The sequence below is a fragment of the Sphingopyxis sp. CR5 genome (genome assembly GCF_059693785.1).
Genome location: NZ_JCATIE010000001.1, coordinates 554,300 through 579,632 on the forward strand (window position 1 = coordinate 554,300; position 25,333 = coordinate 579,632).

Annotated in this window: 20 protein-coding genes and 2 pseudogenes; 8 read left to right on the forward strand and 14 right to left on the reverse strand. The window is 63.8% G+C overall.

The window, feature by feature from the left end; translation table 11 throughout:
- The first annotated feature begins 13 nt into the window (after window positions 1-13).
- Entirely contained in the window at window positions 14-970 is a 957-nt protein-coding gene (locus AC58D2_RS02650; RefSeq protein ID WP_497387089.1) for an L-threonylcarbamoyladenylate synthase, read from the forward strand.
- A 152-nt stretch (window positions 971-1,122) separates the two neighbouring features.
- Here AC58D2_RS02650 and AC58D2_RS02655 read toward each other — a convergent pair whose 3' ends face one another.
- Window positions 1,123-2,025 carry a DMT family transporter gene (locus AC58D2_RS02655; protein ID WP_497387091.1) on the reverse strand — a complete coding sequence of 301 codons (903 nt, stop codon included), beginning with the start codon at window positions 2,023-2,025 and terminating at the stop codon, window positions 1,123-1,125.
- A gap of 79 nt (window positions 2,026-2,104) precedes the next feature.
- On the opposite strand from AC58D2_RS02655, the gene AC58D2_RS02660 reads away from it, so the two are divergent.
- The gene (locus AC58D2_RS02660) at window positions 2,105-3,151 is read left to right on the forward strand and encodes a DUF6624 domain-containing protein (protein ID WP_497387093.1); all 1,047 of its coding nucleotides are present in this window, start codon (window positions 2,105-2,107) and stop codon (window positions 3,149-3,151) included.
- Window positions 3,152-3,358: 207 nt separating this feature from the next.
- On the opposite strand, the gene AC58D2_RS02665 is transcribed toward AC58D2_RS02660, so the two are convergent.
- The 3 genes from AC58D2_RS02665 to AC58D2_RS02675 all read right to left on the reverse strand — a co-directional run bounded on the left by AC58D2_RS02665 (window position 3,359) and on the right by AC58D2_RS02675 (window position 6,369).
- Window positions 3,359-4,849, reverse strand: coding sequence for a S10 family peptidase (locus tag AC58D2_RS02665; RefSeq protein WP_497387095.1), 1,491 nt, complete (start codon window positions 4,847-4,849; stop codon window positions 3,359-3,361).
- Window positions 4,850-5,089: 240 nt separating this feature from the next.
- Window positions 5,090-5,860, reverse strand: a complete 771-nt coding sequence (locus AC58D2_RS02670; RefSeq protein WP_497387097.1) for an SDR family NAD(P)-dependent oxidoreductase — start codon at window positions 5,858-5,860, stop codon at window positions 5,090-5,092.
- Between the two features lie 8 nt (window positions 5,861-5,868).
- A complete protein-coding gene (locus tag AC58D2_RS02675; protein ID WP_497387099.1) occupies window positions 5,869-6,369 on the reverse strand; it encodes a thioredoxin family protein in 501 nt (166 codons plus the stop codon).
- A 249-nt stretch (window positions 6,370-6,618) separates the two neighbouring features.
- Here AC58D2_RS02675 and AC58D2_RS02680 point away from each other — a divergent pair, with 249 nt between their 5' ends.
- Window positions 6,619-8,133, forward strand: coding sequence for an acyl-CoA carboxylase subunit beta (locus AC58D2_RS02680; RefSeq protein WP_497387101.1), 1,515 nt, complete (start codon window positions 6,619-6,621; stop codon window positions 8,131-8,133).
- A 200-nt stretch (window positions 8,134-8,333) separates the two neighbouring features.
- Here the strand turns inward: AC58D2_RS02680 and AC58D2_RS02685 are convergent, their stop codons facing one another.
- Window positions 8,334-8,981 carry an MOSC domain-containing protein gene (locus tag AC58D2_RS02685; RefSeq protein WP_497387103.1) on the reverse strand — a complete coding sequence of 216 codons (648 nt, stop codon included), beginning with the start codon at window positions 8,979-8,981 and terminating at the stop codon, window positions 8,334-8,336.
- Window positions 8,982-9,112: 131 nt separating this feature from the next.
- Window positions 9,113-9,610, reverse strand: a complete 498-nt coding sequence (locus AC58D2_RS02690) for a hypothetical protein (RefSeq protein ID WP_497387106.1) — start codon at window positions 9,608-9,610, stop codon at window positions 9,113-9,115.
- Window positions 9,611-9,794: 184 nt separating this feature from the next.
- Between AC58D2_RS02690 and dnaN the strand changes: the two genes are divergently transcribed.
- On the forward strand, window positions 9,795-10,910 hold the full coding sequence (gene dnaN / locus AC58D2_RS02695; RefSeq protein ID WP_497387108.1) for a DNA polymerase III subunit beta: 1,116 nt from the start codon (window positions 9,795-9,797) through the stop codon (window positions 10,908-10,910).
- Here the strand turns inward: dnaN and AC58D2_RS02700 are convergent.
- The 5 genes from AC58D2_RS02700 to AC58D2_RS02720 form a co-directional block, all read right to left on the reverse strand.
- The gene (locus tag AC58D2_RS02700) at window positions 10,907-11,806 is read right to left on the reverse strand and encodes a proline dehydrogenase family protein (RefSeq protein WP_497387110.1); all 900 of its coding nucleotides are present in this window, start codon (window positions 11,804-11,806) and stop codon (window positions 10,907-10,909) included. The two genes, dnaN and AC58D2_RS02700, sit on opposite strands and share 4 nt — an antisense overlap.
- Window positions 11,803-12,930, reverse strand: coding sequence for a GNAT family N-acetyltransferase (locus AC58D2_RS02705; protein ID WP_497387112.1), 1,128 nt, complete (start codon window positions 12,928-12,930; stop codon window positions 11,803-11,805). Before AC58D2_RS02705 ends, AC58D2_RS02700 begins: the two co-directional genes overlap by 4 nt.
- A gap of 796 nt (window positions 12,931-13,726) precedes the next feature.
- A complete protein-coding gene (locus tag AC58D2_RS02710; protein WP_494227760.1) occupies window positions 13,727-14,194 on the reverse strand; it encodes a hypothetical protein in 468 nt (155 codons plus the stop codon).
- A 900-nt stretch (window positions 14,195-15,094) separates the two neighbouring features.
- Window positions 15,095-16,345: a HipA domain-containing protein gene (locus tag AC58D2_RS02715; protein WP_494227759.1), complete on the reverse strand. Its 1,251-nt coding sequence runs from the start codon at window positions 16,343-16,345 to the stop codon at window positions 15,095-15,097.
- A gap of 6 nt (window positions 16,346-16,351) precedes the next feature.
- The gene (locus AC58D2_RS02720) at window positions 16,352-16,693 is read right to left on the reverse strand and encodes a helix-turn-helix domain-containing protein (RefSeq protein WP_156493942.1); all 342 of its coding nucleotides are present in this window, start codon (window positions 16,691-16,693) and stop codon (window positions 16,352-16,354) included.
- Window positions 16,694-17,165: 472 nt separating this feature from the next.
- Here AC58D2_RS02720 and AC58D2_RS02725 point away from each other — a divergent pair, with 472 nt between their 5' ends.
- Window positions 17,166-17,969, forward strand: a complete 804-nt coding sequence (locus tag AC58D2_RS02725; RefSeq protein WP_494227758.1) for a hypothetical protein — start codon at window positions 17,166-17,168, stop codon at window positions 17,967-17,969.
- Between the two features lie 125 nt (window positions 17,970-18,094).
- Here the strand turns inward: AC58D2_RS02725 and AC58D2_RS02730 are convergent, their stop codons facing one another.
- On the reverse strand, window positions 18,095-18,721 hold the full coding sequence (locus tag AC58D2_RS02730) for a hypothetical protein (protein ID WP_494227757.1): 627 nt from the start codon (window positions 18,719-18,721) through the stop codon (window positions 18,095-18,097).
- A gap of 203 nt (window positions 18,722-18,924) precedes the next feature.
- On the opposite strand from AC58D2_RS02730, the gene AC58D2_RS02735 reads away from it, so the two are divergent.
- The 3 genes and pseudogenes from AC58D2_RS02735 to AC58D2_RS02745 form a co-directional block, all read left to right on the forward strand.
- Entirely contained in the window at window positions 18,925-19,128 is a 204-nt protein-coding gene (locus AC58D2_RS02735) for a hypothetical protein (protein ID WP_494227756.1), read from the forward strand.
- Between the two features lie 282 nt (window positions 19,129-19,410).
- Window positions 19,411-20,322: a DUF7146 domain-containing protein gene (locus AC58D2_RS02740; protein WP_497387117.1), complete on the forward strand. Its 912-nt coding sequence runs from the start codon at window positions 19,411-19,413 to the stop codon at window positions 20,320-20,322.
- A 78-nt stretch (window positions 20,323-20,400) separates the two neighbouring features.
- Window positions 20,401-23,472: pseudogene (locus AC58D2_RS02745) on the forward strand (strawberry notch-like NTP hydrolase domain-containing protein); the annotation flags it as partial.
- Window positions 23,473-23,682: 210 nt separating this feature from the next.
- On the opposite strand, the pseudogene AC58D2_RS02750 reads toward AC58D2_RS02745, so the two are convergent.
- Both AC58D2_RS02750 and AC58D2_RS02755 read right to left on the reverse strand, forming a co-directional pair.
- Window positions 23,683-23,937 (reverse strand): annotated as a pseudogene (locus AC58D2_RS02750) (chromosome segregation ATPase); the annotation flags it as partial.
- Complete coding sequence (locus AC58D2_RS02755) at window positions 23,867-25,243, reverse strand: TonB-dependent receptor plug domain-containing protein (RefSeq protein ID WP_494227160.1); 1,377 nt, start codon at window positions 25,241-25,243, stop codon at window positions 23,867-23,869. The pseudogene AC58D2_RS02750 and the gene AC58D2_RS02755, both read right to left, overlap by 71 nt.
- Window positions 25,244-25,333 lie beyond the last annotated feature (90 nt).

The following is a 25,333-nucleotide window of genomic DNA, read 5'->3' on the forward strand; positions in this document are numbered from 1 at the left end:
GCTATAGCGCGGCATGGCCGAGCGTCAAAACGAGAGTGTGGCAACCGAAGTCCTTCCCTTCGGGGACGAGGCGATCGCGCGCGCGGCAAGGCTGGTCGCGGCGGGGCAGCCGGTCGCGGTGCCGACCGAAACGGTCTATGGCCTCGCGGCCGACGCGCGGAGCGCCGAAGCGGTCGCGCGCATCTATGCCGCGAAGGGACGGCCCGATTTCAATCCGCTGATCGTCCATGTGCCGGACCTTGCGGCGGCCGAGACGCTGGGCGTTTTCGGTGATGCCGAACGCGCGTTCGCGGCGCGCTTCTGGCCGGGGCCGCTGACCTTGGTGGTGCCGCGCATCCCCGGCTGCCCGGTCGCGAGCGTCGCGACCGCGGGGCTCGACACGATTGCCCTCAGAGTACCGGGGCACCGCGCGATGCAGGCGCTGCTCGCCGCGACCGGCGCGCCGCTCGCCGCGCCGAGCGCCAATGCGAGCGGGCGGGTGAGCCCGACCAGGGCGGCGCATGTGCTGTCGACCCTGGGCGGACGGATCGCGCTGGTGATCGACGACGGCGCGACGAGCGCGGGGGTCGAATCGACGATCGCGCGGGTGGCGGGCGGCGCGGTCGAAGTGCTGCGGCCGGGGCCGATTACGGCGGCAATGCTGGGAGAGGTATCGGGGCTGCCGGTCGCCGGTGTTGCGGGGGCCGAGATCGTCGCGCCAGGCATGCTCGCGAGCCACTATGCGCCGGGCAAGCCGGTGCGCCTCGGCGCGGCGGATTTTGCCGGCGACGAGTTCGGGATCGGCTTCGGGGCGCTCTCGGGCGATTATAATCTCAGCGCGGCGGGCGATCTGACCGAGGCGGCGGCGCATCTGTTCGACGCGCTGCATGCCGGCGCGGCGAGCGCGAAGCCCCGGATCGCGGTGGCGGCGATCCCCGCCGAGGGGCTGGGGGCGGCAATCAACGACCGGCTGGCGCGCGCGGCGGTGTGATTTTTTTTTCACGCGGAGACGCGGAGATATTGGCTTGGGCCGACAGGCCCCATTTTCCAGAATTGTTGCGATTCACGCGAGGTTTGATGGAAAAAGCCGCTTAGCGGCAGACCCGACTTCTCCGCGCCTCCGCGTCTCCGCGTGAACCGATATCAGGCCGCCGCCGGTTCGATCGGGTCGAGCTGCGGCGTTTTTCTGGCGACGATCAGGCAGGCTGCGACGATCAGCAGCGCGCCGGCGATCGTCGGCAGCGTCACCGGCTCGGCATAGAAATACCAGCCGAACATCATCGCCCACAGAAAGCCGGTATATTCGGTGGTCGCGAGGATCTGCGCCTCGGCGCGCGCATAGGCCCAGCTCAGGAGCAGCAGCGAAAGGGTCGCGAGCGCGGCGGCGCCCGCGATGTGCGGCGCGTGGACGGTGTCGGGAACCACGAGGAACCACGGCGCGCCGAGCGCGAGGATCGCGGCGACGAAAGCGTTCTGGTAAAAGGCGATCTCGAGCGGCTCGGCCATCTTCGCCTGCCGCCGCGCGAGGATCAGGTTGACCGCATAGAAGACCGCCGAAAGGAACACCGCGCCGACCGCCCACAATGCTTCGGGTGCATAGCTGCCGCGGCCGAGCTTGCCCGCGACGATCACGACAACGCCGAGCAGCCCGAGCAGCGAGGCGGCGACCGAGCGCGGCCCGATCTTCTCACCCAGGAACAGCGCGGCCATATACAGCGTCATCAGCGGCGCGACGAAGGCGAGCGCGATCGCCTCGGCCATCGGCAACCGCGCGAGCGCCCAGAAAAAGGCGATCGCCATCCCCGCGACGAACAGCGACCGCACCGCATGGATCCGCATTGTCGCCGCACCCGGCCAGCGCGGCCGCGAGCAGGCATAGACCGCGCCGCTGAGCAAGGTACCCGTGCCGGTGCGCCACAGGACGGCGTTATAGGCGCCGATCTCGATCGACAGCCCCTTCATCAGCACGTCCATCATCGAAAAGGTCGCAATCCCGCCGCACGCGACGAGGAAGGGTGTGACGGGCGAGGCCGAATCGGGGCGCATGGAGAGGGCTTTAGCCGAGATTTCGGGGCCTGACAGCGCCCTGCTTGCCGCGCGGGACGAAGCTGCTAGCTTGGCCGTCATGGCGATGCGGGGACTTTGGCTGGCATTATTCATCAGCGTTTCGATTCCGGCTGCAGCATCAGCGCAGGCGCCGCCGCCGCCCGATGCGCTGAAACCCTATGTGACGGATGGGGCGTTCGATCCGGGCGATTTCGGCTGGATGGCGGGCCGCTTCGCGGACGAGGGAAGTATCGCACGCGCGGCGTGGGATTCGATCAAGGCTTATGACAAAGCCTGTTTTGCGGCGGCGACGGCGAAGGCGAAAGCGGCACTGGCGGCAATCGACGCCGAGGCGGGGATGCTGCCGCCCGGCCCCTATGGCGACGCATTGTGCCGCGCCGTGTCTGCGGCTGCCAACCTTGATGTCGCGTCCGAAACCGAGCGAGCGGCGCTTCCGGCGAGGCTAGCGGAAGCGCGCCAACTGTGGGATTTTACCGTGCGGGGAGGGCGCATGGGATTGAGTATCGCCGTTTCCGCGGTGGAGCCGCCAAAATCCGAGGATGCACGGGCGCTGATCGGCGCAACCTTCCGCGAGCAGTTGGCCCGGCATATGCTGTCGTGGGGCGTCGAAGAAGGCGATCCGCGCCTATCGGCGGAACTGAGGCCGCTCTTCGATTATTTGACTTGGACGATGGTCGCGACCGAGGACCACAAGAATAGAGAAATGTTGCGTGGCTATATCGCCGAAAAGGGCTGGCCTACGATCTCGGCGGTCGGGAAAGAGGCGTCGCATGCCGCGTGGCTGCTCACGCAGCATGCCGACGAGGACCCGGCCTTGCAGGTCGAGGCGCTACAATTGATGGAGCCGCTTGCCAAGACCGGCGAGGCAAGCAAGTCCGACTATGCCTATCTCTACGACCGCGTCATGCTGAAGCTGACGGGGAAACAGCGTTATGCGACGCAGTTCGGCGCGTGCGAAGCGGGACATGCTGTGCGGCCGCTCCTTCCGATGGAGCAGGACGACCCGGTATTGATTGACGCGGCACGCGCCGAAATGGAGCTGGGTCCGCTGGCCGATTATCGTAAGAATATGGACGAGGCATTCGGGGCGTGCGCCGGTGATTGAGGAAAAGCGGGATCCCGGATCAAGTCCGGGATGACGAAAGGGATATCTGTATATCTGGGTGATCCCCGGCGAAAGCCGGGGCCCAGTGTTCTAGAGCCGCGCTGGCGAACATGGACCCCGGCTTTCGCCGGGGATCACATCGGAACGCCGCCATAACGTCTGCTTACCACCCCAACGCTACCGATGAGACGGTTAGTCTAAACGCAATCAATCCACCCCGTCGGTGCGCCGGATGAAGCCCGCGACATCGTCGTGCATCTCGGCCAGCAGCGGCACGTTCACATAGACCATGTGGCCCGCGGGATAATATTTGTACGCGATGTTCGCTTGCAGGTCCTTGGGCACCGGCAGGTGTTGCAGCTCGTACCAGCCAGCGAAATAGGGGGTCGAGATGTCGAAATAGCCGCCGGTCACCAGCAGTTTCAGCTTCGGATTCTGCTTCATCGCCACCGCAAGGTCGGGAAGGACGTTGGGGAGCGCGATCAGCGGCTGGCCGGCGCCGGGCGGCTGGTGCTTGTAGTCCCAGCTGCCATAGACATCGAGCCCGCCCTCATAATGGGTGCCCGCGCCATAGCCGAGCGTGGTGCGCACATAGTCGTTGAACGCCGCGGTATAGGCGGCGCCGATCGCGCTGCCCTGCGGGTCGTTCGATGCGACTTTCGAGAGCGGGTCGAGCGTTGCACCGGTGAAGCGCGTGTCGAGCGTGCCGGTGGTCAGCCCTTCGTCCGCGAGCAATTCCTTTTGCAGCGCGCCATATTCGATGCGCAGGTTCGTCTTGAGCAGATAGTCGACCGGCAGGCCGGTGTAGCCGTGGAGCTTCGCCGCGATCGCCCGTCGCTCGGCATCGGGCAGATTATTGCCCTTGAGCAGCGCGAGCGCATAGTCTCCGGTCGCGAAGGCTTCGACCTCTTTCAGGAAGGGTTCGAGCTCGCGTCCGGCGCCCGCGCGCTTGTGATACCAGGCGGTCGCGGCATAGCTCGGCAGCGAGACCATATAGGGCAGGTCGACCCCCGGATTGACCTGCGGATCGTCGGGGATCAGGTCCCAGTTCAAGATGTCGGAGAGCAGGATCACGCCGTTGAGGTCGATGTCCTGCCGTTGCAACGCCAGCGTCATCCCCGCGGCGCGCATCGTCCCATAGCTTTCGCCATACAAATATTTGGGCGATTTCCAGCGGCCGTATTTCGACAGGAAATCGCGCACGAAGACGGTGAAGGCGTGGATATCCTGATCGACGCCGTACCACGCCTTTGCCTTGTCCTCGCCGGCAACGCGGCTGAAGCCGGTGCCGGGGGCGTCGACGAAGACGAGGTCGGAGACGTCGAGCAGGCTCTGGTCGTTGGGGACGGTGCGATAGGGGGCGCTGCCGTGGGCAAGGTCGGGGGTTTCGACGCGGACCGGGCCAAAGGCGCCCATGTGCAGCCACAAGGTCGGCGATCCGGGGCCGCCGTTGAACAGAAAGGTGATCGGCCGGCTGGCGGCGGGTGCCCCCTCCTTGAAATAGGCGGTGTAGAACATCGACGCTTCGCTGTCGGGGATATCGCTCGCGGCATCCGCGTCGCGCTTGCGGTCGACCGGCACGCTGTCGTCCCAGCCCCGCGGATGGACGACCAGCGTTCCGGCGACGGCGCGATAGGGGATGGCGACGCCGCCGAGGGTCACCGACCCCCGGCTTTCGACCTCGGTGGGGGTGAACATCGGACCGCTCGCGGCGGTGTCGGCGGCGCCTTGCGGCTCGTGCGACTGCGCCGTCGCGCAGCCGGCGAGGGCGGCGCGAGGGCGGCGGTAAGCAGCGGCTTGGTCATCACGTTCCCCTTTTTCGCGTTCCTAGCGGAACGACGCCATTCCCGCACCGTCGATATTGAGTTNGCCGGCGAGGGCGGCGCGAGGGCGGCGGTAAGCAGCGGCTTGGTCATCACGTTCCCCTTTTTCGCGTTCCTAGCGGAACGACGCCATTCCCGCACCGTCGATATTGAGTTTCTGCCCCGAACAATAGGGGTTGGCGTCCGACACGAACCACAGCACCGCCGCGGCGACATCTTCGGGGCCCGGCACGCGCCCGAAGGGGAATTTGGCGTCGAGGTGGTGGATGTCCTCCTGCCCCGTGACCGCCCGCGCGAGCCGCTCGCCCATGTCGCTGACGGTCAGCGACGGCGCCACGATGTTGACGCGCACGCCGTGCGTCAGTTCCTCTTTCGCAAGCGTGAGCGCGAGCGCCTCGCCCGCCGCCTTCGCCATATTATAGGGTGCGCCGTTCGCGGCGTGGTGCAGCGTCGCGACGCTCGAGATGACGACGATGTCGCTGCGGTCGTGCCGGCGAAGCTGGGGCAGGCAGAGGCGCGACAGCCGATGCGCGCCGACCGCATGGACGCCGAGCAGCTTCTCGACCTCGGCGGCGTCCGTGTCGGCAACCGCCTTGCCGCGGCTCGCGATGCCGGCGTTGTTGATCAGGATCGACAGCGGACCGAAATCGGCCCCGATCGCGGCGACCATCGCGGCGCTCGCTTCCTCGTCGGCGACCGACGCGCGATAGGCCTTCGCCTTGCGGCCGAGCGCCCGGATCGCGGCGACGGTTTCGCCCGCCGCTTCCTCGTCGCGCGTATAGTTGACCGCAATATCGGCGCCCGCCCCCGCGAGCGCGAGCGCGATCCCGCGGCCGATCCCGCGCGAGGCGCCGGTGACGAGCGCGGTGCGGCCCGTAAGGTTCATGTCCGCCATCATTTTTCCTCTTCCATCAGGTCGTCATAGATGTCGTCGTCGCCGCGGCTCGCGGCATTGCGCCATTTGGGCGCGGCCTTGCGGTTGAGCACATGGCCGTCCGCGTCGAGGATCGCGACGGTCGGCGTCCCCTTGATCCTGAAGTGAAAGCGTTTCGGCACCTCGGGGTGGCGGACGAAATCGGCTTGCGGCATGCCGATGTCGGCAAACACGATCGCATAGCGCGCGCGCACCGGGGCGAAGCGGTCGGTCGCGAGCAGGTTGGCGAGCCACGCGCTGTCGTGGCAGCTGTTCGTTCCCATGACGAGCAGGACGCGCTTGTCCGCAGCGCGTGCCGCCGCGAGCGCCGCGTCGATCTCTGCCATCGGGTCGGCATCGGGATCGAAGGCGTCGGTTTTGAAGGGCTCGGCGACGCCGGCCATCGTTCGCGCGGGTGCTGCGAGCGCGGGCGGGGCGGTGAGGAACAGGGCGGCGACGGCGAGCGGGAGGCGGCGGATCATCGCGCGACGGTAGCAGGGGAAAGAAGGAGGGCAAGCACCAACCCCTCCCGCTTGCGGGAGGGGCAAAGAGGCTTGCCAGCTTGCTGGCTAGCCGCAATGGGGTGGGCGGGCGGCACGGCCTTTTTTGCGCGGCCCACCCCGCTGCGACTAGCGGGCAAGCCCGCAAGTCTCGCTGCCCCTCCCGCAAGCGGGAGGGGTTTTCGCACTTTGCGAATGACGTTTCCGTCAACGTCAGTTAGCCTCGGCGCCATGAGCTGGAAAAAGGAAGTCGACGAGCTTGCCGCACGGCGGGCGATGGCCGAAAAAATGGGCGGCGAGGAAAAGGTCGCGCGCCAGCATAGCCGCGGCAAGATGGATGCGCGGGCGCGGCTCGCGGCGATCGTCGATCCGGGCAGCTTTCGCGAAATCGGCAAGATCGCCGGGCGCGGGACCTATGGCCCCGACGGCGAGCTGGACGACCTCGCGGCGTCGAATTTCATCTTCGGGCGCGCCAATATCGACGGGCGGCCGGTGGTCGCCAGCGCCGACGATTTCACCGTGCGCGGGGGTGCCGCCGATGCGGCGCTGCACCGCAAATTCGTCCAGTGCGAGGCGATGGCGCACGAATATCGCCTGCCGCTGATCCGCATGATCGACGGCACCGGCGGCGGCGGGTCGGTCAAGACGCTCGAGGATATGGGATATACCTATATTCCCGCGGTGCCCGGCTGGGACCGGATCATCGCCAATCTCGACACGGTGCCGGTGGTCGCGCTCGCGCTCGGGCCGACCGCGGGGCTCGGCGCGGCGCGCGTCGTCGCGAGCCACTACAGCGTGATGGTGCGCGGACTGTCGCAGCTCTTCGCGGCGGGGCCGGCGGTCGCGGCGGCGATAGGCGATACATTGGACCGCGAGGAATTGGGCGGCACCGACGTCCATACGCGCAACGGCGTCGTCGACGACGAGGTGGCGAGCGAGGCCGAAGCCTTTGCGGCGGCGCGGCGTTTCCTGTCCTACCTGCCGTCCTCGACCCACGAGCGCGCCGCGCGCACCGCGTCCAGCGACCCGGTCGGGCGGCGCGAGGAGGCTTTGCTGTCCATCGTCCCGCGCGAGGCAAAGCGCGTCTATTCGATGCGGCGTATCGCCGACGCGGTGTTCGACCGCGGCAGTTTCTTCGAAATGGGCGCGCGCTGGGGCCGCGCCGTCATCACCGCCTTCGCGCGGCTCGACGGCTGGCCGGTCGCGGTGCTCGCGAGTGACCCGTCCTATCTCGGCGGGTCGTGGGACGCGAAGACGAGCGAAAAGGCCGAACGCTTCGTCAAGCTCGCCGACCAGTTCCGCCTGCCGATCGTCCACCTCGTCGACAATCCGGGCTTCATGATCGGCGGCGAGGCCGAGCGCACCGGCACGATCCGCTATGGCGTGCAGGCGATGAACGCGATCTACCGCGCCAGCGTGCCGCTCGCCTCGGTCGTCGTGCGCCGCGCCTATGGCATCGCGGGCAGCGCGATGTCGAACGCCGAGCGTTTCCAGTACCGCTTCGCCTGGCCCTCGGGCGACTGGGGCAGCCTGCCGATCGAGGGCGGGGTCGAGGTCGCCTACAAGAGCGAGCTCGAGGCCGCCGAGGACCCGGCGGCGCATCTCGAGGCGATCCGCGAGCGGCTGAACCGCGTCCGCTCACCCTTCCGCACCGCGGAGAAATTCGGGGTCGAGGACATCATCGACCCGCGCGACACGCGGCCCTTGCTGTGCGAATTCGCCGAACTGGCGTGGCGGGTCCTGTAGCCTCGTCTCGCTGACGGCGATTATGCCGATATGCGGCCGCTTTGGGGTAGGGAGCAGACGGTTCACCCCGCTTCGTCATCCCGGACTTGATCCGGGATCCACGACAACGCCGCAGCTATGGATCCCGGATCAAGTCCGGGATGACGATGAAAGAGATGGCGGGTTCCGGTATCTGCAATCGCCCTAACAAGAGAGGCGTATCAACCGAGCAACTTCGCCGCGCGCGCGCGCCAGCTCGTCGCCAGCACCTCCATCGCGGCCAGTTCTGCGAGCGCCGCGGGTTCGCGCTTGCCGCCGCCCGCGACCAGCAGGCCAAAGGCGCGCTCGACCGGCCAGTCGGGACGCGGGCGCTCGACGAGCGTCAGCGTGTCGCCCGCCGCGACCTCGCCCTCTTCGAGCACGCGGTAATACCAGCCGCTGCGCCGCGTCTTGACGACCGTCGCGGGGACGGTCGCGACGCCAAAACGATGGCCGAGCTTCCAGCACGGCTGGCGCCCCTGGCTGATCTCGACGAGCGCGCTGCCGAGCCGGAAGCGATCCCCGATGCACGCGTCGCCTTCGACCAACCCCGCGGTCGAGATATTCTCACCGAACGCCCCCGGCGCGCCCAGCAGCGCGTGGCCGCCTAGCGCCCCGTCCCAGAAGGAATAATGGTCGCGGGGATAATGGTGGATCGCCTTGTCGGGCCCGCCGTGGACCGACAAATCGGCCTGCTCGTCGCCGGCGATCCCCAGAAAGGCGACGCGCAACCGGTCGGCAACCGCGGCTTTCGCGATCGCGCTCGCCTCTCCCCTGGCGCCAAAGACGCGCGCCTTGCCGACAAGGACCGCTTCGATTGCATAGGTCATGGGGTCTTCGTGGCGTCATCGTGCGGGAAAGGAAAGGGGAATATGCTGGCGGTCGGCCTGCGCCCGGATGACGTTGGGGTAAGGGACCGCAACCGGTCGATTTCGGTCATTCTGCCGAATGTCGATCGGCTCTAGGCCGCAACGCGCGCGCAGCCCAGCGCGGCGGCGTCGATGGCGGTCGCGGCGCCGCGCAGCTTGTAGGTGTCGGCGATCGCGCGGCCGGTGGACGACGTGCTCTCGACGCTCATGCTCGGCGCGGCGCGCATCGCGGCGATGATGCCCGCGTCCATACGTGCATCGCTCGCCCAGCCGTGGACGCCGTTGCCGGTCAGGACGAACCGACGCGACCCGATGGTCAGCCGCAGTTCGGCGCCGTCGCGGCGCGGCCGCGACAGGCGGACGTAGAATTGACCGCGAATGCCCGATTTCGGCCAATAGCCGACGCTGGCATAGCCCTTTGCCTGGGGGCGGCCGATCGTCGCCGCGGGCGCGGCGATCGCATAGCAACGGGGGACGGCGTCGTCGCGAAACGCGCCCCAGCCGTCGAATACGCCCAGCGCGACGGGCGCGGCCGCCCGGGCGGCGGGCACCGCGAGCAGGACCATTATCGGAAAGAGCATGCGCCGCATCGCTGTCTGCGTTCGCGCGATTGGCGCCGCTTTGCAAGCATGGCTTGCACGGCGCGGTGCGTTCGTTAAGGAAGGTGGACATTTTCGGGGGTAGGGAGTCGGACGCCGAATCGTCGGCGGCACCCTGCCTTTCAGGGACCTCTCTCCACCGGACGAGCCCGCAAGACAGGGATGATAGACTAGAATGAAAGCGACGATCGAACGCGCAGTGCTCCTGAAAAGTCTCGGCCACGTCCAGTCGGTGGTCGAACGGCGCAACACTATCCCGATCCTGTCGAATGTCCTGATCGAGGCCGATGCGTCGGGACAATTGAAGCTGATGGCGACCGACCTGGACCTGCAGGTCGTCGAAACCGTTGCCGCCAAGGTCGAAACCCCGGGCACCACCACCGTGTCGGCGCACACGCTGTTCGAAATCGCCCGCAAGCTGCCCGAAGGGTCGGAGGTCAGCCTGACCGCCGCCGAGGGCAAGATGCAGGTCAAGGCCGGCCGCTCGAACTTCAACCTGCCGACGCTGCCGCGGGACGATTTCCCCGTCATTGCCGAAGGCGACCTGCCGACCAGTTTCGAACTGCCGGTGGCCGAGATGATCCAGATCATCGACAAGACGCGCTTCGCCATTTCCACCGAGGAAACGCGCTATTATCTGAACGGCATCTTCTTCCATGTCGCGGAGGATGCGTCGGGCCCGGTGCTCAAGGCCGCGGCCACCGACGGCCACCGCCTTGCGCGCTATACGGTGACGCGTCCCGAGGGAGCGACGGGCATGCCCGACGTGATCGTGCCGCGCAAATGCGTCGGGGAGATCCGCAAGCTGCTCGACGAGGCCGAAGGCAATGTCGAGATCAGCCTGTCGGCGACCAAGATCCGGTTCCAGCTCGGCAATGCCGTGCTGACCTCGAAACTGATTGACGGCACCTTCCCCGACTATAGCCGCGTCATCCCGACCGCGAACGACAAGCTGTTAAAGGTCGATCCGAAGAGCCTGTTCCAGGGCGTCGACCGCGTCTCGACGATCGCGAGCGAAAAGACCCGCGCGGTGAAGGTCGGGCTCGACAAGGATCGCATCACGCTGAGCGTGACGAGCCCCGAGAACGGGACCGCCGCCGAGGAACTGCCCGCGGGCTATGACAGCGAGCCGCTCGAGATCGGGTTCAACGCGCGCTATCTTTCCGACATATTGGCGCAGGTCGACGGCGACACGGTCGAGTTGCACCTGGCCGACGCCAACGCGCCGACGCTGATCCGCGAAACCGAAAAGAGCCCCGCGCTCTATGTCCTGATGCCGATGCGCGTCTAGGGCGCCCGCGCGCCCGATCGCGTCCGGCCGCGCGCGGCGGGTGCGGGGGTGCCGGGGTCGGGCAGGCCGAGCCGGTCGCGCAGCCACCAGATCGGCAGCCAGGGACGCGCCAGCGCCTTGTCGATCGCATAGGGCCACCAGCCCGGACCGAACGGCAGATAGATGCGAACGGGTACGCCGCGTGCCCGCGCCGCCGCGCTGGAGCGTCGCCCTGGCAGGCCGCGAAGCTGTTCGAGTTCGCACGGCGTTCCCGCGGCGATCAGGCGGTCGAGGGCCGCGGCGGCGAGCGCTGGCTTGTGCGTCGCGACCGACACCGGATGCCGCCGTCCGGCAAGCCGCTCGACCAGCGCCAGATAGGCGGTGTCGAGGTCGGGCGGATCGCGATCGCCGTCGCTCCATTCACCCTTGACGATGCGCAGCCGGATCGGCGCGTCGCGCAGCCGCGCGGCGTCGGCCAGGCTGCGATGCCAGCGGGCGGGCAGGACGGCGCCGGTGCCGGGAAACGCGCCCGCCAGCGCCTCGGCGCCAGCGAGGGTCGCGTCGGCGTCCGCCGGGGCGTGGGCGTCGAACATCAGCGGCAGCCCGTGTGCCGCCGCCGCCTCGGCGATCGTGCGCAGCCGTCCGGCATCGAAGTGCAGCGGCGGCGCCTTGACCGACAGCCAGGCGTCGCTCCCGGCGGCGGCGCTCGCGGCGGCGCGGCAGGCGACGACGATGCGATCGGGCGCGTCGTCGTCGGCCTGGAAATATCCCAGTGTCGCGTACATACGGCGGTGACCCAAACGGCGTACCTGGCGCGCCGCATCTCGGGCGGTCGGCGCGCGCAGCCAGCGCCCGAGCTTTGCGGGCAGCGCATATCGTTGCGTACGCAGCCAGCCCCGGAACGGCAAATCGGTCATCGCCGGCCGAGAGGCGCCAGCCGATGGCGCAGCCACGCCCAGCCATCGGCGGCGAGTGCCCCGAACCCCGGCGCGGTGAACGGATAGGTGCGGACATGAACGCAGTCGCGCTTTTCCCGCGTCCACAGCTGCGTGATCCATGCCTCCGCCTCGCCAAGCAATTCATAGCTGTCGAGGTCCTGCCCGGCGGCCCAGCGCAGCGTATGAAGCATCAGCAACCCGCCCGGCGAACATTTGCCGACGCGTTCGTCGTGGCCGATCTTGAACAGCCAGTATCGGCCCGCCCACAGCACCGCCAATTGCATCGCGACCGCTTCGCCGGCGATCCGCATGAAGGACAGGCGCAGGTCGCCGCGCGCCGCGGCGGTGCGGCAATAGGCCCGGAAGAAGCGCGCCTGTCGCCGGTCGACGGCTAGCGCGCTGCCCGCGTCGCGTTTCCAGCTCCGCGCCTCGACCGCGACCGCTTCGTCGAACAGCGCGTCGAAGTCGGTCCTGGTCGGCGTCAGGGTTTCAAAAGTCACCGTGCCCATCGCCTCGGCGCGGCGCGCGGCGCGGCGGAAGTCGGAGCGGCGTCGCGCGCTGAAGCGGCTTTCGGGGTCGCGCCAACTCGCGTCGAGCGAGATCATGGGGCACGGCTTGGCGGGGCGCACCGACAGCCAGCCACGCCCGCGCATAGCCCGCCGCAGCGCCGGGATCAGCGGCGAATCGGCCGATGTGCGATCGAGCGACAGCGGGTGACGCAGCGTCGCGATCGCTTCGGCAAGCGGCGCGGCGTCGACGTCGTGCCCGATCAGTGCATCGGCGGGTTCGAACAGGGCGCTCGACGCCGGAACCTGCCAGCGTGCGCCGCGCCGGCGGTCGCGGTGGAGCGGCAGCAGCGCGGTCAGCCGCGCGCCGCGCGCGACCGCCAGCAATCGTCGTTCGCGATCCGCGAAAAGCGGTTCCAGCGCGCCCGAAAAGTCCCGACACCCGGTTGGCCAGCGCCCCTTCGCGGCGAGCGCGGCCCATTCGCCGTCGATCCAGTCGCACCGCGGATCGCGCGCAAGGTCGAGCGCGCGCGCCGAAGGCGGCGACGCTGGCTGCGCATCGCGCAGCGCATTCTTGTCGAACCGGGCGTGATACAAGGCCTGCCTCCCGCGGGCGGGAGTAGCGCCGAAACCCTAATAAAACTCTGCCGTCCTTCGCCGCCGCCGGGCCTCAGCGGCGACGATAACGGAAATACCAGATTTTAATGCCGAAACACATTAACATATTGAGCTACAATATTTTTATTGCGATTCTGCGGTGTAGATCGTCAAGCTAGCAATCACCGGGCAATCACCGGATCGGGTGGAGCTGTTCCATACCAGCATTGGTCCGCCAGAATTACTGCTACCTCATTTTCGCTGAAACAGGGGATTTCTATTCAAGCACGCTTGGCAGCATTTGATTAGCGGCAGCGATCGCAAAGTTCGCAGGAAAGGTGTTAGAAACGGCCTTATGTCTGGCAGAGTTTCTAAAAGCGCGGCCCTTGGCCCCTCGTTCCGCAGCCGGTCGACAATCGGCGCCGCAGAATGGAGAAAAGAGAAGAGATTATCACCGCCATTGCCATCGAGGACGATGGACTTTCCTAGGCCGGCAGATGAGTTCGCAAATTATGCGCTGACTGAACATTTTTTGCCCGGTGCCGGGGAGGTAGAGCTGAGCCATACGGCGATGCGTTCCAGAGTTCGAGCATAGAGCTACTGCACGGCACACAGTGCATGGTCTGCTTGGGTGCGATTACCGCTACTCTTTTCTCCACCCGCTTTATCGCCTTGCCGTGCTTTCTTTAGCGTCTGTTCGAGTGGAGGCACCGTTGGCAGGATAGCTCGCTGCCTCTGCGCCAGTTGCGTTTGGCCGAATTTAGTTGGCTCTTTCGGGACATCGAGATTGCTTCGTCTACAGGCTTCCAGCGGCCATCGAATTGACTTGGAATGCGACAGTGCCGCACTTGGAAATATCTGGTGCACTTGCGACTGGCGCAGATCTCGGGTCAGGAGATTCTGGGTAAGTTCCCCCTTCGCCCGTCACAATTTCATTTGTACGAAACCTATTGCCATCAGGCGATGTCAGTACGGTTTCACCTTCATAATCTTCAATCGTAAAGCCAGGCCTGAACAATGGAACAACGCGGTCCTCAGCTTTCGCATCGGATGGTGATTGCGTCATAAGCCCTTCACCCACCAGCAAGAGCACACAATCGTCGCTTATCCATAACTTCCCGACATATCCTTGGCCGTAGTCAAGTTCGGGCTCGGGGGTATAGTAGATTGTCGGTTCCTTATCGCCGCCAGCGCAGGCGAACAGGGAAGAAGCAGCCGCTGCCAGGAAAAACGGGCGAAAATTTATCTGCAGACGCATATTCATGGCGCACGGTAGGACAAAGTGTTGCCGTCGTAGACCCCTATGGTCACAGGCGCAAAATCGTTCACCCGATCAATCGGCATATAGCTGAACCGGCAGTCAGCACTGTCATAGCGATTATCGCAGGGACGTTTCCCGCTATTCTGGAAGACGGGATTTACGTTGTAGAGGGTAGCTCCATGCATGATACCAGCGGCTTTAATTTCATATCGCTGGTAAGTGCTGTTCCATTGAGGCTCTGTAAATATCGGACCTCCGCTGTCTCCTCCGTCAGCGATTACGTCGAAGTCTGAATTGCCAACCTGGACGACCCCGTCCATAATAACGTCGTCATCATTGATAAAGTACTGTGAAGAGTTGGTAATTGTGCCACATGTAGTCCCTGTTGTGGCGCCGGATTTACACCTCACAGAGCCTATTGGATGGCCCGGATTGTACACCCCATATGTTGTCCCAGCACCAGTGGTCCCGATGACTGCGATATAACCGCTTGAGGGCAATCCATTGTATTGGTTGGTGTAAGAGATAGTATCGTTGGTCCAACCGTTGGCGGCGGTCGAATCGCGCCGCGCCTTTTGGTAGGTATTAGTCCGAGGATTTGAGAACCAAACCCATGCGCCGGTTTGGACCACGGGCGCTGGGATCAGCCTGAAATCATATGACCGACCGGTGGCGCTTACGTAACCATAGCGGTAATACGTACTGCTATCTTGGTTCGCAAATGTGATGACGTTGCCGCTTGACTGCTGATTGTTTCGCCGACGTTCGGTGACAGTCGGCCGCTGTTTTGATTGTCAGATCAGTGTGCAAGACAATCGCCAAGATCGGGCGCAAGTCGGACGGTTCCTCCTGGCACTCGTGTTCACACCACTCGCTCGGCTTGAGCGCCCGAAGGCGGCTTTCTCAGCCGTTTCCGCTTGCCAATCTGAAGCATGTCGCGAAGCGGCCCTGATCCGCAGCGCTCAACCCTGCGTCCTTGAACAGCGGCCGCCAGCGCGCAGAAACAATCATGCGCAACTCCTGGGTCATGGCCGAAGCCTCATCGGGGCCGAGATCGAACACTGCTGCTCCAGCCAGCGCATTGTCGAGCGTGGCATTGCGGCCTTCCGGGCCAACTCCCAGTACGAGGCGTCGCTCCAGCCCTACCTGCGGCTTGGGCACGACGTCGTAGAGCGGAGACAGGCGCCAGCCAGTTCCATCGAACAGAAAGCCGTGATTGCGCAAATGATCGTCATCATTGGTGACGAGTATGTTGAATACCATGCGACGGAACAGCTCGTGGAGGTCCTTACGCACCTGCGTTCCGTATTGGCGTATAGCGCCCGCGAGATCGGCATAGCTGTAGCGGCTTACCTCGCTTTCATGGGCACCTAACATGGTCAGCCCAGACGCGAACGGACGTCGCTCAAGCCAATTGCCGTGCGGCACCCGGTCAAACCTTTCGATGAGGTAGATGTCTCGTTCGAGCACGTACCGGAAATCGAGTGCGGGTACGTCGAGGCCGCATTCGGCGGCGAGCCGCATCGTTGCGAGTTCTACACGGCACTCGGGGAAGCTGTCGCCGCGCTTCTGAAATTTGGCGATCCAGGGCTGCTCGCCGATCTGCGTCGCCGCTTTCGGACGCGCACCGCCAAGCGACGAACCCGCGGCCAGAAGCGCGCGCAGGTTCTCATCCAGCTCATCGACATGTTGCGCTCGTTCGGCTGCCTCGGCGAGCTCGGCGAGGGTGAACTCTTCACCCGGAGCGGGACCGTCGCCCCATGGAGTAATGCGCTCCGGTCGCTCCGGAGTGGGCCCGAATGCGAGCGCGCCTACGCGATGCTCTCCGGAAGCCAGGATAAGATCGATTTCGCTCGGAAGTCGATCGCCCATAGCCTTGTACATAAGATACTGGCCCCAACCGTCGGGAGCCGCGTCGCGGATGCCGCCAAAGACGGCAAACCCTTCCTCGGTGCGGAAGGTGCGGCTGGTTCCGGCGTCGTGCAGTGGGAGAGCGACCGGGTCGACGGGGATCCGGTCAGGGCGCTCGAGATACCGGCGGCCATAAGCGAAGGTCGCGAACTGGTTGCGCGGTTCGTCGGTCATGGTCAGCAGACCCGCAGGGACCGGGCCCTCGGGAAGATGGACGAATACATAAGTGCGGATGGTCGTCATGGCCGATCAGAAATCCAGTTCGTCATCGCTGGCCGCATGCGTTCTCTCGGGCAACCGCGAGAGGTCCTCGCTTATGCCAGCTCGATCGCTCTCTGGCGCAACCAGGCTGGCAAGGCGCTGTGTCATCCCCAGCACATGCAGTGCGCTGACAAGTACTGCGAGACCGACTGTCGGATCACCAGCTTCGAGCCGCTGGAGGGTCTGAACCGACACCAGCATGCGTTCCGCCATCAACCGCTGCGGCATCTTGCGGCGGCGACGAGCAAGCGCGATGTCCTTGCCGAGCTGCGTTATAGCTCGCTGGCTTTGTGGCGGCAGTCCGCTGGCGGCTCTGGAGGCGCGTGGCATAGGCAGTACATGACATATCATGTGAAATAACGCAATAGAGCATGATATGTCATGTTTCCGCTAGGAAAAAACGACGGCTCTGCTGTGGCGGTGCAAAGTATGCCAGTCTGGTCGCAGTATGCGATTGTCTCGGCAGGGCGTGTGGCTCTGGTTGGGGTTTCCTTCCAAATCACTACTCTCCCAGGCCTAGCGCGCGCTCTTCGTTTTCAGACCTTTCCATCGAAAATCTGCGTATCGCGCGACGAAGGCGCAGCGTCTTTGTCCGAAAACTGTATCACAATTTCGGACATACTCACCGAACGTTGACACGGCACAGCCCGCAATGCACATTCTCCATGGCCTTCAGCAGAGGCCTGCCGCCTGCAACCGCGAAGCCATAACGGCACTGCAAATCCAACATGCACCCATCGCGTTTTCGCGGCTTCGGGGGCGGTAGCAGGCGACGCCGGTCCGAGGCTGACGGAGACCAACGATGTCATTTGCATACGAAACCCTCGCCGGACTGAAATCGCTCGCCAAGAAGATTGAGGCCGAGCAAGATTTGCCCCGCCACCGCGCACTGGACCTTGCTGCCCGGCATGGTGGGTTTGGCGGCTATATCGAAGCGAAGCGCAAGCTGCCCGACAAACGGCGACCTCCTTCCAGGATCACGATCCGCCAGGACTGGTGGGGTTATGAATCGAAAGACGGGGGCACTGCCGAAATTGGCCTTGATCTTCACACCCCACTCCTGAAACTCATCAGACCCCATCATCTGACCGGCTATTTCGGTGCCTGCAGACTGCGCTCGCCCGAAATCATCGAAAGATCGGGTCAACAACGCCATGCCGATGAAACCCAATGGTACATCGGACGGATCGCGCGAGCGCTTCAGTTCATGGATGCGACAGGCTTAAAACCTTCGGATGCGCGTCGACGCTATCCGGGGGGCGATTGGGATTGCCGCCCGCCGGTCGCAGATCACGACCATAGCTGGTATGATCCCGACACGCGCATGCATCTGCTCTCGACCGAACCCTATCCCGGTAGATCCGAACAAAACGCCAAGGCACAAGCCAAGTGGGAAAGCCGACATGGCTGGGCCACCTTCTTCGTCAACTGGGGCGGGATCTATGGAAACGGCACCGAACTGATTCTGTGCTGTCCTCAGGCTCATGTGGAAACCCTGAAGCGAATAGTTGCCCAGCTCGAGGCATCGCAGCCCGCCGTTAACGACAGCGACGTGGTCATCACCCGCTATCCGTCCGTATCAGAGCTTCGCTCCCAGGTCGCTTGAAAGGCATATCTCTTGGTATTGAGAGTCCGGGGCGTCGGTTCGAATACGGTCTGCACCTTCGCGAACGGCGCGGCCTCTCGACCGACACTCTTTCGCTGCCGCCTCATGGTCCCAATCGCATCCCTTCAGCGCAATTGCTTGAATTCCCATAGATGCGCGTAGAGTCTCGCAAGTTCCTGAGCCTTGGCGGGCGCGAAACCTGCCTGTTCGAGTTTCGCGCGCAGGATATGATCGGGAATTTCCTGTCGGCTCTCGCGTACGAGTAGGTAGAACCGGCGCCAGTCGAAGGGATGGAGCGACCGTGTATTGGCGAGGGTCGTGAAACGGCGGAGCAGGGTCTGCGTTCGCTCCGAAATTCTGAACGATGATCCTTCACGGGCACCAATGCGCAAGCGATGCTTCGTTTGGAAGGACCGGTTGTAGCTTTTCAGAAGCGGCCGGACGAGATCGCGGGCGGACTGTTCATAGACAGCCCGCGTGGGCGGATCGGGCGACCAGCGCTGCGCGCGTATCTCGACCTGGATACGGTCGGGCTTCTCCCGGCGCGCTATCAGCTGGAAACCGTGTTCTTCATGCGGGCTTTCGTTCAGGAGACGGAAGTTGACGACTTCCTGGCGCGTTCCACCGGCACGGTCGTCGACATGCTCGATAGTAAAAAAACCTGATTGCTCGCCGAGCGCGATCATTCTCTCCAGAAAGAGCGAGGGTTCTGCAGAGATCTTGATGTCGATTGCGGGGAGAGGCTCGGTCATGGAGAGGGAGTAGCATTTCTGGAAGTTGTATGATCGCAATCGCTGCCTATATCAAAATCGTCACGCATGCCGGCATTGGCCGGCAGCCCTGGATCGATGATCCAAGGTCCCGTCCTCCATCCGGAGGTTAACCGGCGGACCCTGTAAGAGGGGTTCGCTTTTTTCATGCGACCGCTCCTGCAGGCTAACCAAAGGAGCACGATATGAATTTCACAGCCGAAGAAATCGAACGGGCAAAAGTGATCTTTGCGCGCGCGATGCGCGAAGGCGCAACCAGACATATGCCCGTTGCCGCGCTGGTCGGGTTGAGCAGGCCCGGAAAGGTCTTTCGCGTGTCTCATGAGTGGACCTGGCGAGACCGTCTGCCGCAGGCACGGCGCGAATTGAGAGGCGAACAAACCAAGTGATCTGACAGACAAGGGATAAGGTAAACTCCTACCCCCTTGGCCGGAGGCGGTCTGCCGTCTCCGGCTCGCCTTCCTGCGGGAATACTCCGCAATGGTTTGGTAGAAGACGCCAAGTGGAATGTGCGGCGCTCTGTTACGAGCATCTGGCGTTGGGCTATTCAAGGCTCCGTCTTGCCGGTCTTGTGATCCAGCGCCCGAGCCTCCGGCAGCTGCTATCTCGTGCATAGGTCAGCCAGAGCAGAGGGGGCATCGGATGGTGAGCCAGGAAGGATCGCAGGGCCCATGTCCACTCATGAAACGACAAGATTCACTTCAATGGAGATCACCGCTCGCAGGCTCTGCGAGAGCCGCGGCGGCAAGTGGTCTGGCACCAAGGGCATGGCCCGTTGTCCTGCGCATGATGACCGCACGCCTTCGCTTGGTGTCACCCTTGGCCGGAAAGCTATCCTCCTGCATTGTTTCGCAGGCTGTGATCAGGAGAGCGTGCTCGCTGCCCTCGCTCGAGAGGGGATCGAGATCTCGGCGCTATTCTCATGCTCTTCTGACGAATTTCCGATCCAGCCGGAATATTCCAGCAAGCCATCGGCTGCAGCACTCTGCATCTGGCGCGATGCTCGGCCGTTTAACCGAAGTCCTGCCAAGGCTTACCTCGAAGAGCGCGGCATCCTCGCCACGTCCCATGCGCTGAAGTTTCATCCGCGCACACCGCTCGGACCGAAGGGGCGCGCCCGCTTCCTGCCGGCGATGATCGCTGCGGTCAGCCTCGACGAGGGACCGATCGCCGTTCACCGGACATTTCTTTCGCATTCCGGCGATATGCAGGCATCGTTTGCCAGGCCGAAACGTGCGCTGGGTTCCCTCGACGAGGCGGCGGTACGTCTGTTCGCACCCGCCGAGGGAAGGCTCGGCCTCGCCGAAGGCATAGAAAGCGCGATGTCGGCGTATGCGCTCACAGGTATCCCGACATGGGCAACGCTGGGCAATGAACGCTTCGGTCTGGTTGCCATCCCGGAGAGAGTGAGCGAACTCCATTTCTTCGTCGATCACGACGCCGGTGGCGACCTCGCAGCCGAGCGAGGGCGCGAGGCCTATCTGCGTGAGGGGCGACACATCCAAGTCCGACGGCCCAAGTCGCGCGGGACCGACTGGAACGACGAGCTCCAGTCATGGCTGAGCCGAAAGGCGTGTCGCTAAGAGGAGAGAGAGCTTCTCGAATTTCTGATCCGGCAGAGGGCACATGTCCCGATGCCTCAATCAGGAGGACGACAAGCAATGTTCCAGTCAGACCTTTTCCCCGACCGTGACACATCCCACACGGTTCCGCTCGCTTTCGCAATCGGTGAACAAATTGCCCGGCGACTTGCGGATGGATGCCACCTCACCCGATCTGACATTGCCGAGTTCTTCGCCGCTCAAACCGGCGTGCAGGACTGGGGCAGTGCGTGGACCATCGATGACTTTAACAACGCGGTTGAAATCGGAGCCTTGCTCTGGCTTCGAGAATTCTCACGGATCGACCTCGATACCGGTTTCCACGAGGCTGCAGCGCGGTTCGATTGGCTCGAGGCAGCCTTGCCGCCTCGCCACGTGCGCAGCGAGGGACAGGTCGAATTTCAGCAGTTCTCAACGCCGCCGATCCTTGCCTGGCTGATGGCCAAGGCCGCGTCGCTCATCTCGCGTGATCAGATTCTCGAACCGTCAGCCGGTAATGGCGCGCTTGCGTTGTGGAGTGACGTTCGAGGGTGCTCGCTCAGTCTCAACGAGATCGATATCGCAAGGCGCGATACGCTGGCACATACCTTCCCTCATGCCCGTCTATCCGCACATGATGGCGAGTTGATCGCCGAATTCGCCAATGGTCCAAGCCCCAGCGTCATCTTGATGAACCCTCCCTTCGCCCGAAGCCGGGAGCGGGGCGTCGATGGCCGCACGGCAATGCGCCACTTGCGCAGTGCGCTTCGGATTTGCGCGTCAAGAGGTCGCCTCGTGGCCATTCTCCCGGACGGCTTTGATGCCACCGCATTTGTCGAAGATCAGGAAAACGCTTCGCTGCTGCTCAATATCAGGTTGTCGGGCGCATTCTCACGAAGCGGAACCGGGATCGCGGTAAGAATGGTCGTGATCGAGAAGGCGGCTCTTCAGGACGCCTCCACAATCACGGAGGAGCTCGCCGATCTCTCCGCACTCCATTCCTGCCTGGCGAAGCTGCCCGATCGCGCGCCGAGGCAACCGAACATCCAACGCCTTCCGGTACGCTCGGTTGCGACCTCGGTAAGCGGCACTGCCTCGCGCAAGCCGGTCGCTCCTTTCGTGACTGGAGTCGCCCAAAAAAGCGCGGCAGTCGCGCTCAACTATCACGCCCTGGCAGAGCCCGCACCCGTTCCCGAACAGGCGGGTATTTACCTGCCTTACCGGCCAAGCCGCGTCATCATGCAGGATGCACCGGTCCACCCGACGCCGCTCGTAGAATCGGTTGCGATGGGCTCGGTTGCAGCGCCCGTGCCTGAGGCGCGTCCCTTGCTTCCTGCGAACTGGCAGAGCGACAAACTGCTATCGGCGGCACAGTGCGAAACACTGATCTACGCTTGCGAGGCATTCGCCCGCGACCTTCCGGGGCAGTTTCGACCGAGCCAACAAGGAACGACGGTCGAACTTGCTGAGGATGGTCACTCCTACCGGCAGGGCTTTTTCCTCGGTGATGGTACGGGCGCAGGCAAGGGGCGCCAAATTGCGGGCGTCATGATGGATCGCTGGCTCTCGGGCGAACGCCGTCACGTCTGGATCACCAAGAACGAGGCATTGCTCGAAGATGCGCGCCGCGACTGGGAAGCGCTTGGCGGGCTCCCGCTCGACATCCAGCCGCTCTCCCGATGGAAACTCGGCCATCCGGTAACGATGTCCGAAGGCATCCTCTTCGTCACCTATCCGACGCTTCGCTCGGGACGCGCCGAGGATACGCGGCTCGACCAGATCCTTGCCTGGGCGGGTGAGGATTTCGATGGCGTGATCGCTTTCGACGAAGCCCACGCCATGGCCAATGCGCTCGGGGGCTCTTCAACCCGCGGCAAGGTCAAGGGCTCCGAACAGGGGATGGCGGGCCTCAGGCTGCAGAACCATCTCCCGCGCGCCCGAGTGCTCTACGCGTCGGCCACTGGCGCCTCGGATATTGCCAACCTCGGTTACACTTCCCGCCTCGGCCTTTGGGGACCCGAGACCGCCTTTCCGACCCACGAGGCGTTCATGACCGAGATCCGCGCCGGCGGAGTCGCGGCGATGGAGCTCGTCGCCCGTGACCTGAAGGCCCAGGGCCTCTATCTCGCTCGCGCGCTGTCCTTCGCCGGGGTCGAGTACGAAATCCTCGAACATAGCCTGACCGAAGCACAGGTACGGATCTATGATGCCTATACCGATGCCTGGGCGATCATCCACCGCAATCTCGACGAAGCGCTCGAAGCCACAAGGGTGGTCGACGAGGACAGCGGTGATACGCTCAATCGCAACGCCAAGGCGGCAGCGCTCTCGATATTCGAAGGCACCAAGCAGCGCTTCTTCGCGCAGCTTCTGCTCTCGATGAAACTGCCGAGCCTGATCCCGGCGATGGAAGAGGCGCTCAACGATGACCATTCGGTTGTCGTGCAGCTGGTCTCGACGGCCGAGGCGATGCTCGAACGGCGCCTGGCCGACCTCTCGGACGAGGAGCGAGAAGCGCTCGATATCGATCTCTCTCCGCGCGAATATGTCATCGACTATCTCGCGAAGAGCTTCCCCGTGCGCCTGATGCAGGTCTTCACTGACGAGGAAGGCAATCTGCGTTCCGAAGCGATGAGCGACGAGCGCGGCGATCCCGTTCTTTGCTCGCGTGCCATCGCCGCGCGCGACGCGCTGATCGAGCAGCTTTGCGCATTGCCCCCCATCGCCACCGCACTCGATGCCGTCATCGAGCACTTCGGGACAGATTCTGTGGCCGAAGTCACGGGCCGCACGCGCAGGTTGGTCTTGGGACGCGACGATCAGCAGCGGCTTGAACGTCGAAGCGCAAGCGCCAACGTCGCTGAAGCACAATGCTTCATGAACGGAACCAAACGGATTCTGGTTTTCTCGGACGCAGGGGGTACGGGCCGCTCCTATCACGCCGACCTTGATGCCCAGAACCAGCAGCGGCGCGTCCATTTCCTGCTCGAACCGGGCTGGCGCGCGGACAACGCAATCCAGGGTCTTGGCCGGACCAACCGCACCAATCAGGCTTCTGCGCCGCTGTTCCGCCCGGTCACGACCGATGTGAAGGGCGAACGCCGCTTCATATCGACCATCGCGCGAAGGCTCGACGCATTGGGCGCTCTCACCCCGATAATTTGTTTAGCTCCTTTGCACTGACCTTTACGCGGGGGGCATGCGCTGATGTCCGCACAATTTTACATACCCTGCCGCAATTCAGCGTCTCGCCGAGGATAATTGGGTACCTATGTCGCAAAGATCAGCGGCAGAGAATATTCGCGAGACAACCTCGACAAATCAAAGAAAGACAATGTCAATGGCAACAAATGAAACGGCGGACTAACCGCTGTTTGGTGATGTGCCCAAAAGCCCTCGACGATCGACGACCGTGATGCGCTGCTTCTTGGCCTCGATCACCAGACGCTCGGTCACACCGTTGCCCGGAAATGCCACCACGTAGCGCGGGGACAAAGCGAGCATCTGCTCGTTGCGCTTGAACCCTGCGCGGGCTCCGAGACGGCGTTCAAGCCCGAACGTCAGCTGCTGCACTTCGTTGCGCTCGGCCCACGATGCAGCCAGTCTGTCGGCTCCCTTGAGCGCCCGGAGCCGTCTGCCGGACGAAAACGAGATCTCCATCCGTTTGCGTATAGAATTCCTCATTCTGCAACCGGTCTTCTTCATCCTCGTGATACCGGAGCGACGCAGCCAGGTTGTGCCTGACCTCGCCGGTCTCGAAAGGTCTTTCGAACGAAAGCTGGACGCCTTCGCTCCGATAGACGCGGTTGTTGTTGCGAATGCGAAGGGCACCTTCAGCGCTGTCTGCCCCTCGCAAGATCGCGAGGCTATCTTCGTTTGAGGACGGATTGTCGAAGACTGGCTGGATGGCATCAAAGCTGCCATCACCATCAAAATCGATGTCCTGTAGCTTCGACCAACTTCGTATGAAATCGTTGCGATATAGGGTAACCGCAACCTGCGTGTCGTCGGGCAACCGGAGGGTGCCGGTGAGCCGATATTGATCGTGCTCGCCCGTGAAAACGTCGCGTTGGCTGGCCGAATAGCGCCGGTACGGATCGCTCGCGAAATCCGCGTCGGCGAGGCCCAAATAGGTTTCGTTCGCCTCAAGTTCGGATCGACCATAGGCGAACTCGAGGCGAGCATCGACCGGCGAATCTGGGTTGGTGTGGACGGCGAAGCGGGCGCGATAGTCCTGACGTTGAAAACCGGTCTCGGCGCCGGGAAGCCCGTCTATCGTCTTGAACCCGTCACTGCCTTGCTGATAGCTTTCTACCATCACCCCGAAATTGTCGGCACTAGCGCCAATCCAGCCATGACCCTGATAATAGCCGCGAGAACCAAGCTGGCCGGAAGCTTCGCCAGCCAGGCTCTCGGTCGGTATCGGAGTCGATCGGAAATTGATGGCCCCGCCGATCGTGCGAGGACCATAGCGTACCGAGCCCGCGCCCTTGATCACTTCGACTGCGTCCATTCGACCGATCGCGGGAAAGTAATACGCGGCCGGAGCGGCGTAGGGGGCAGGGGCAATGAGAACGCCATCTTCCATCAAGGTGATGTTGCTCGACCGTTCGACCGGCGCGCCGCGCAAGCCAATATTCGGGAATAGCCCGAAACCATCCTCTTCCTGAATGTTGACCCCCGGCACCTGGCGCAGGACACGGTTGACGTCACCATGCTCGAATTCGCTCAGTTCCTCGCCATCGATTAGGTCCGCCGCACCGGCCACTTCATACGCATCGATGCGACCGCCAATCACGATAATCGATTCGCTTGGGTTTGCTATCCCGTCCTGCGATTGCCGCTCATCGGTCGGGTCTTTTTCATTGGCGTAAGCAGGGGCGGCCAGTGCAATTGCTATGAGCGAGGCGGTAGCGCGATACATGTGAAGAATCCTTTCGAGACATTTACCAGCCTACTACTGCTATTGAGACGTATTCGCAATATCAGTAGTAGGCTTTTATGCCCATATCGG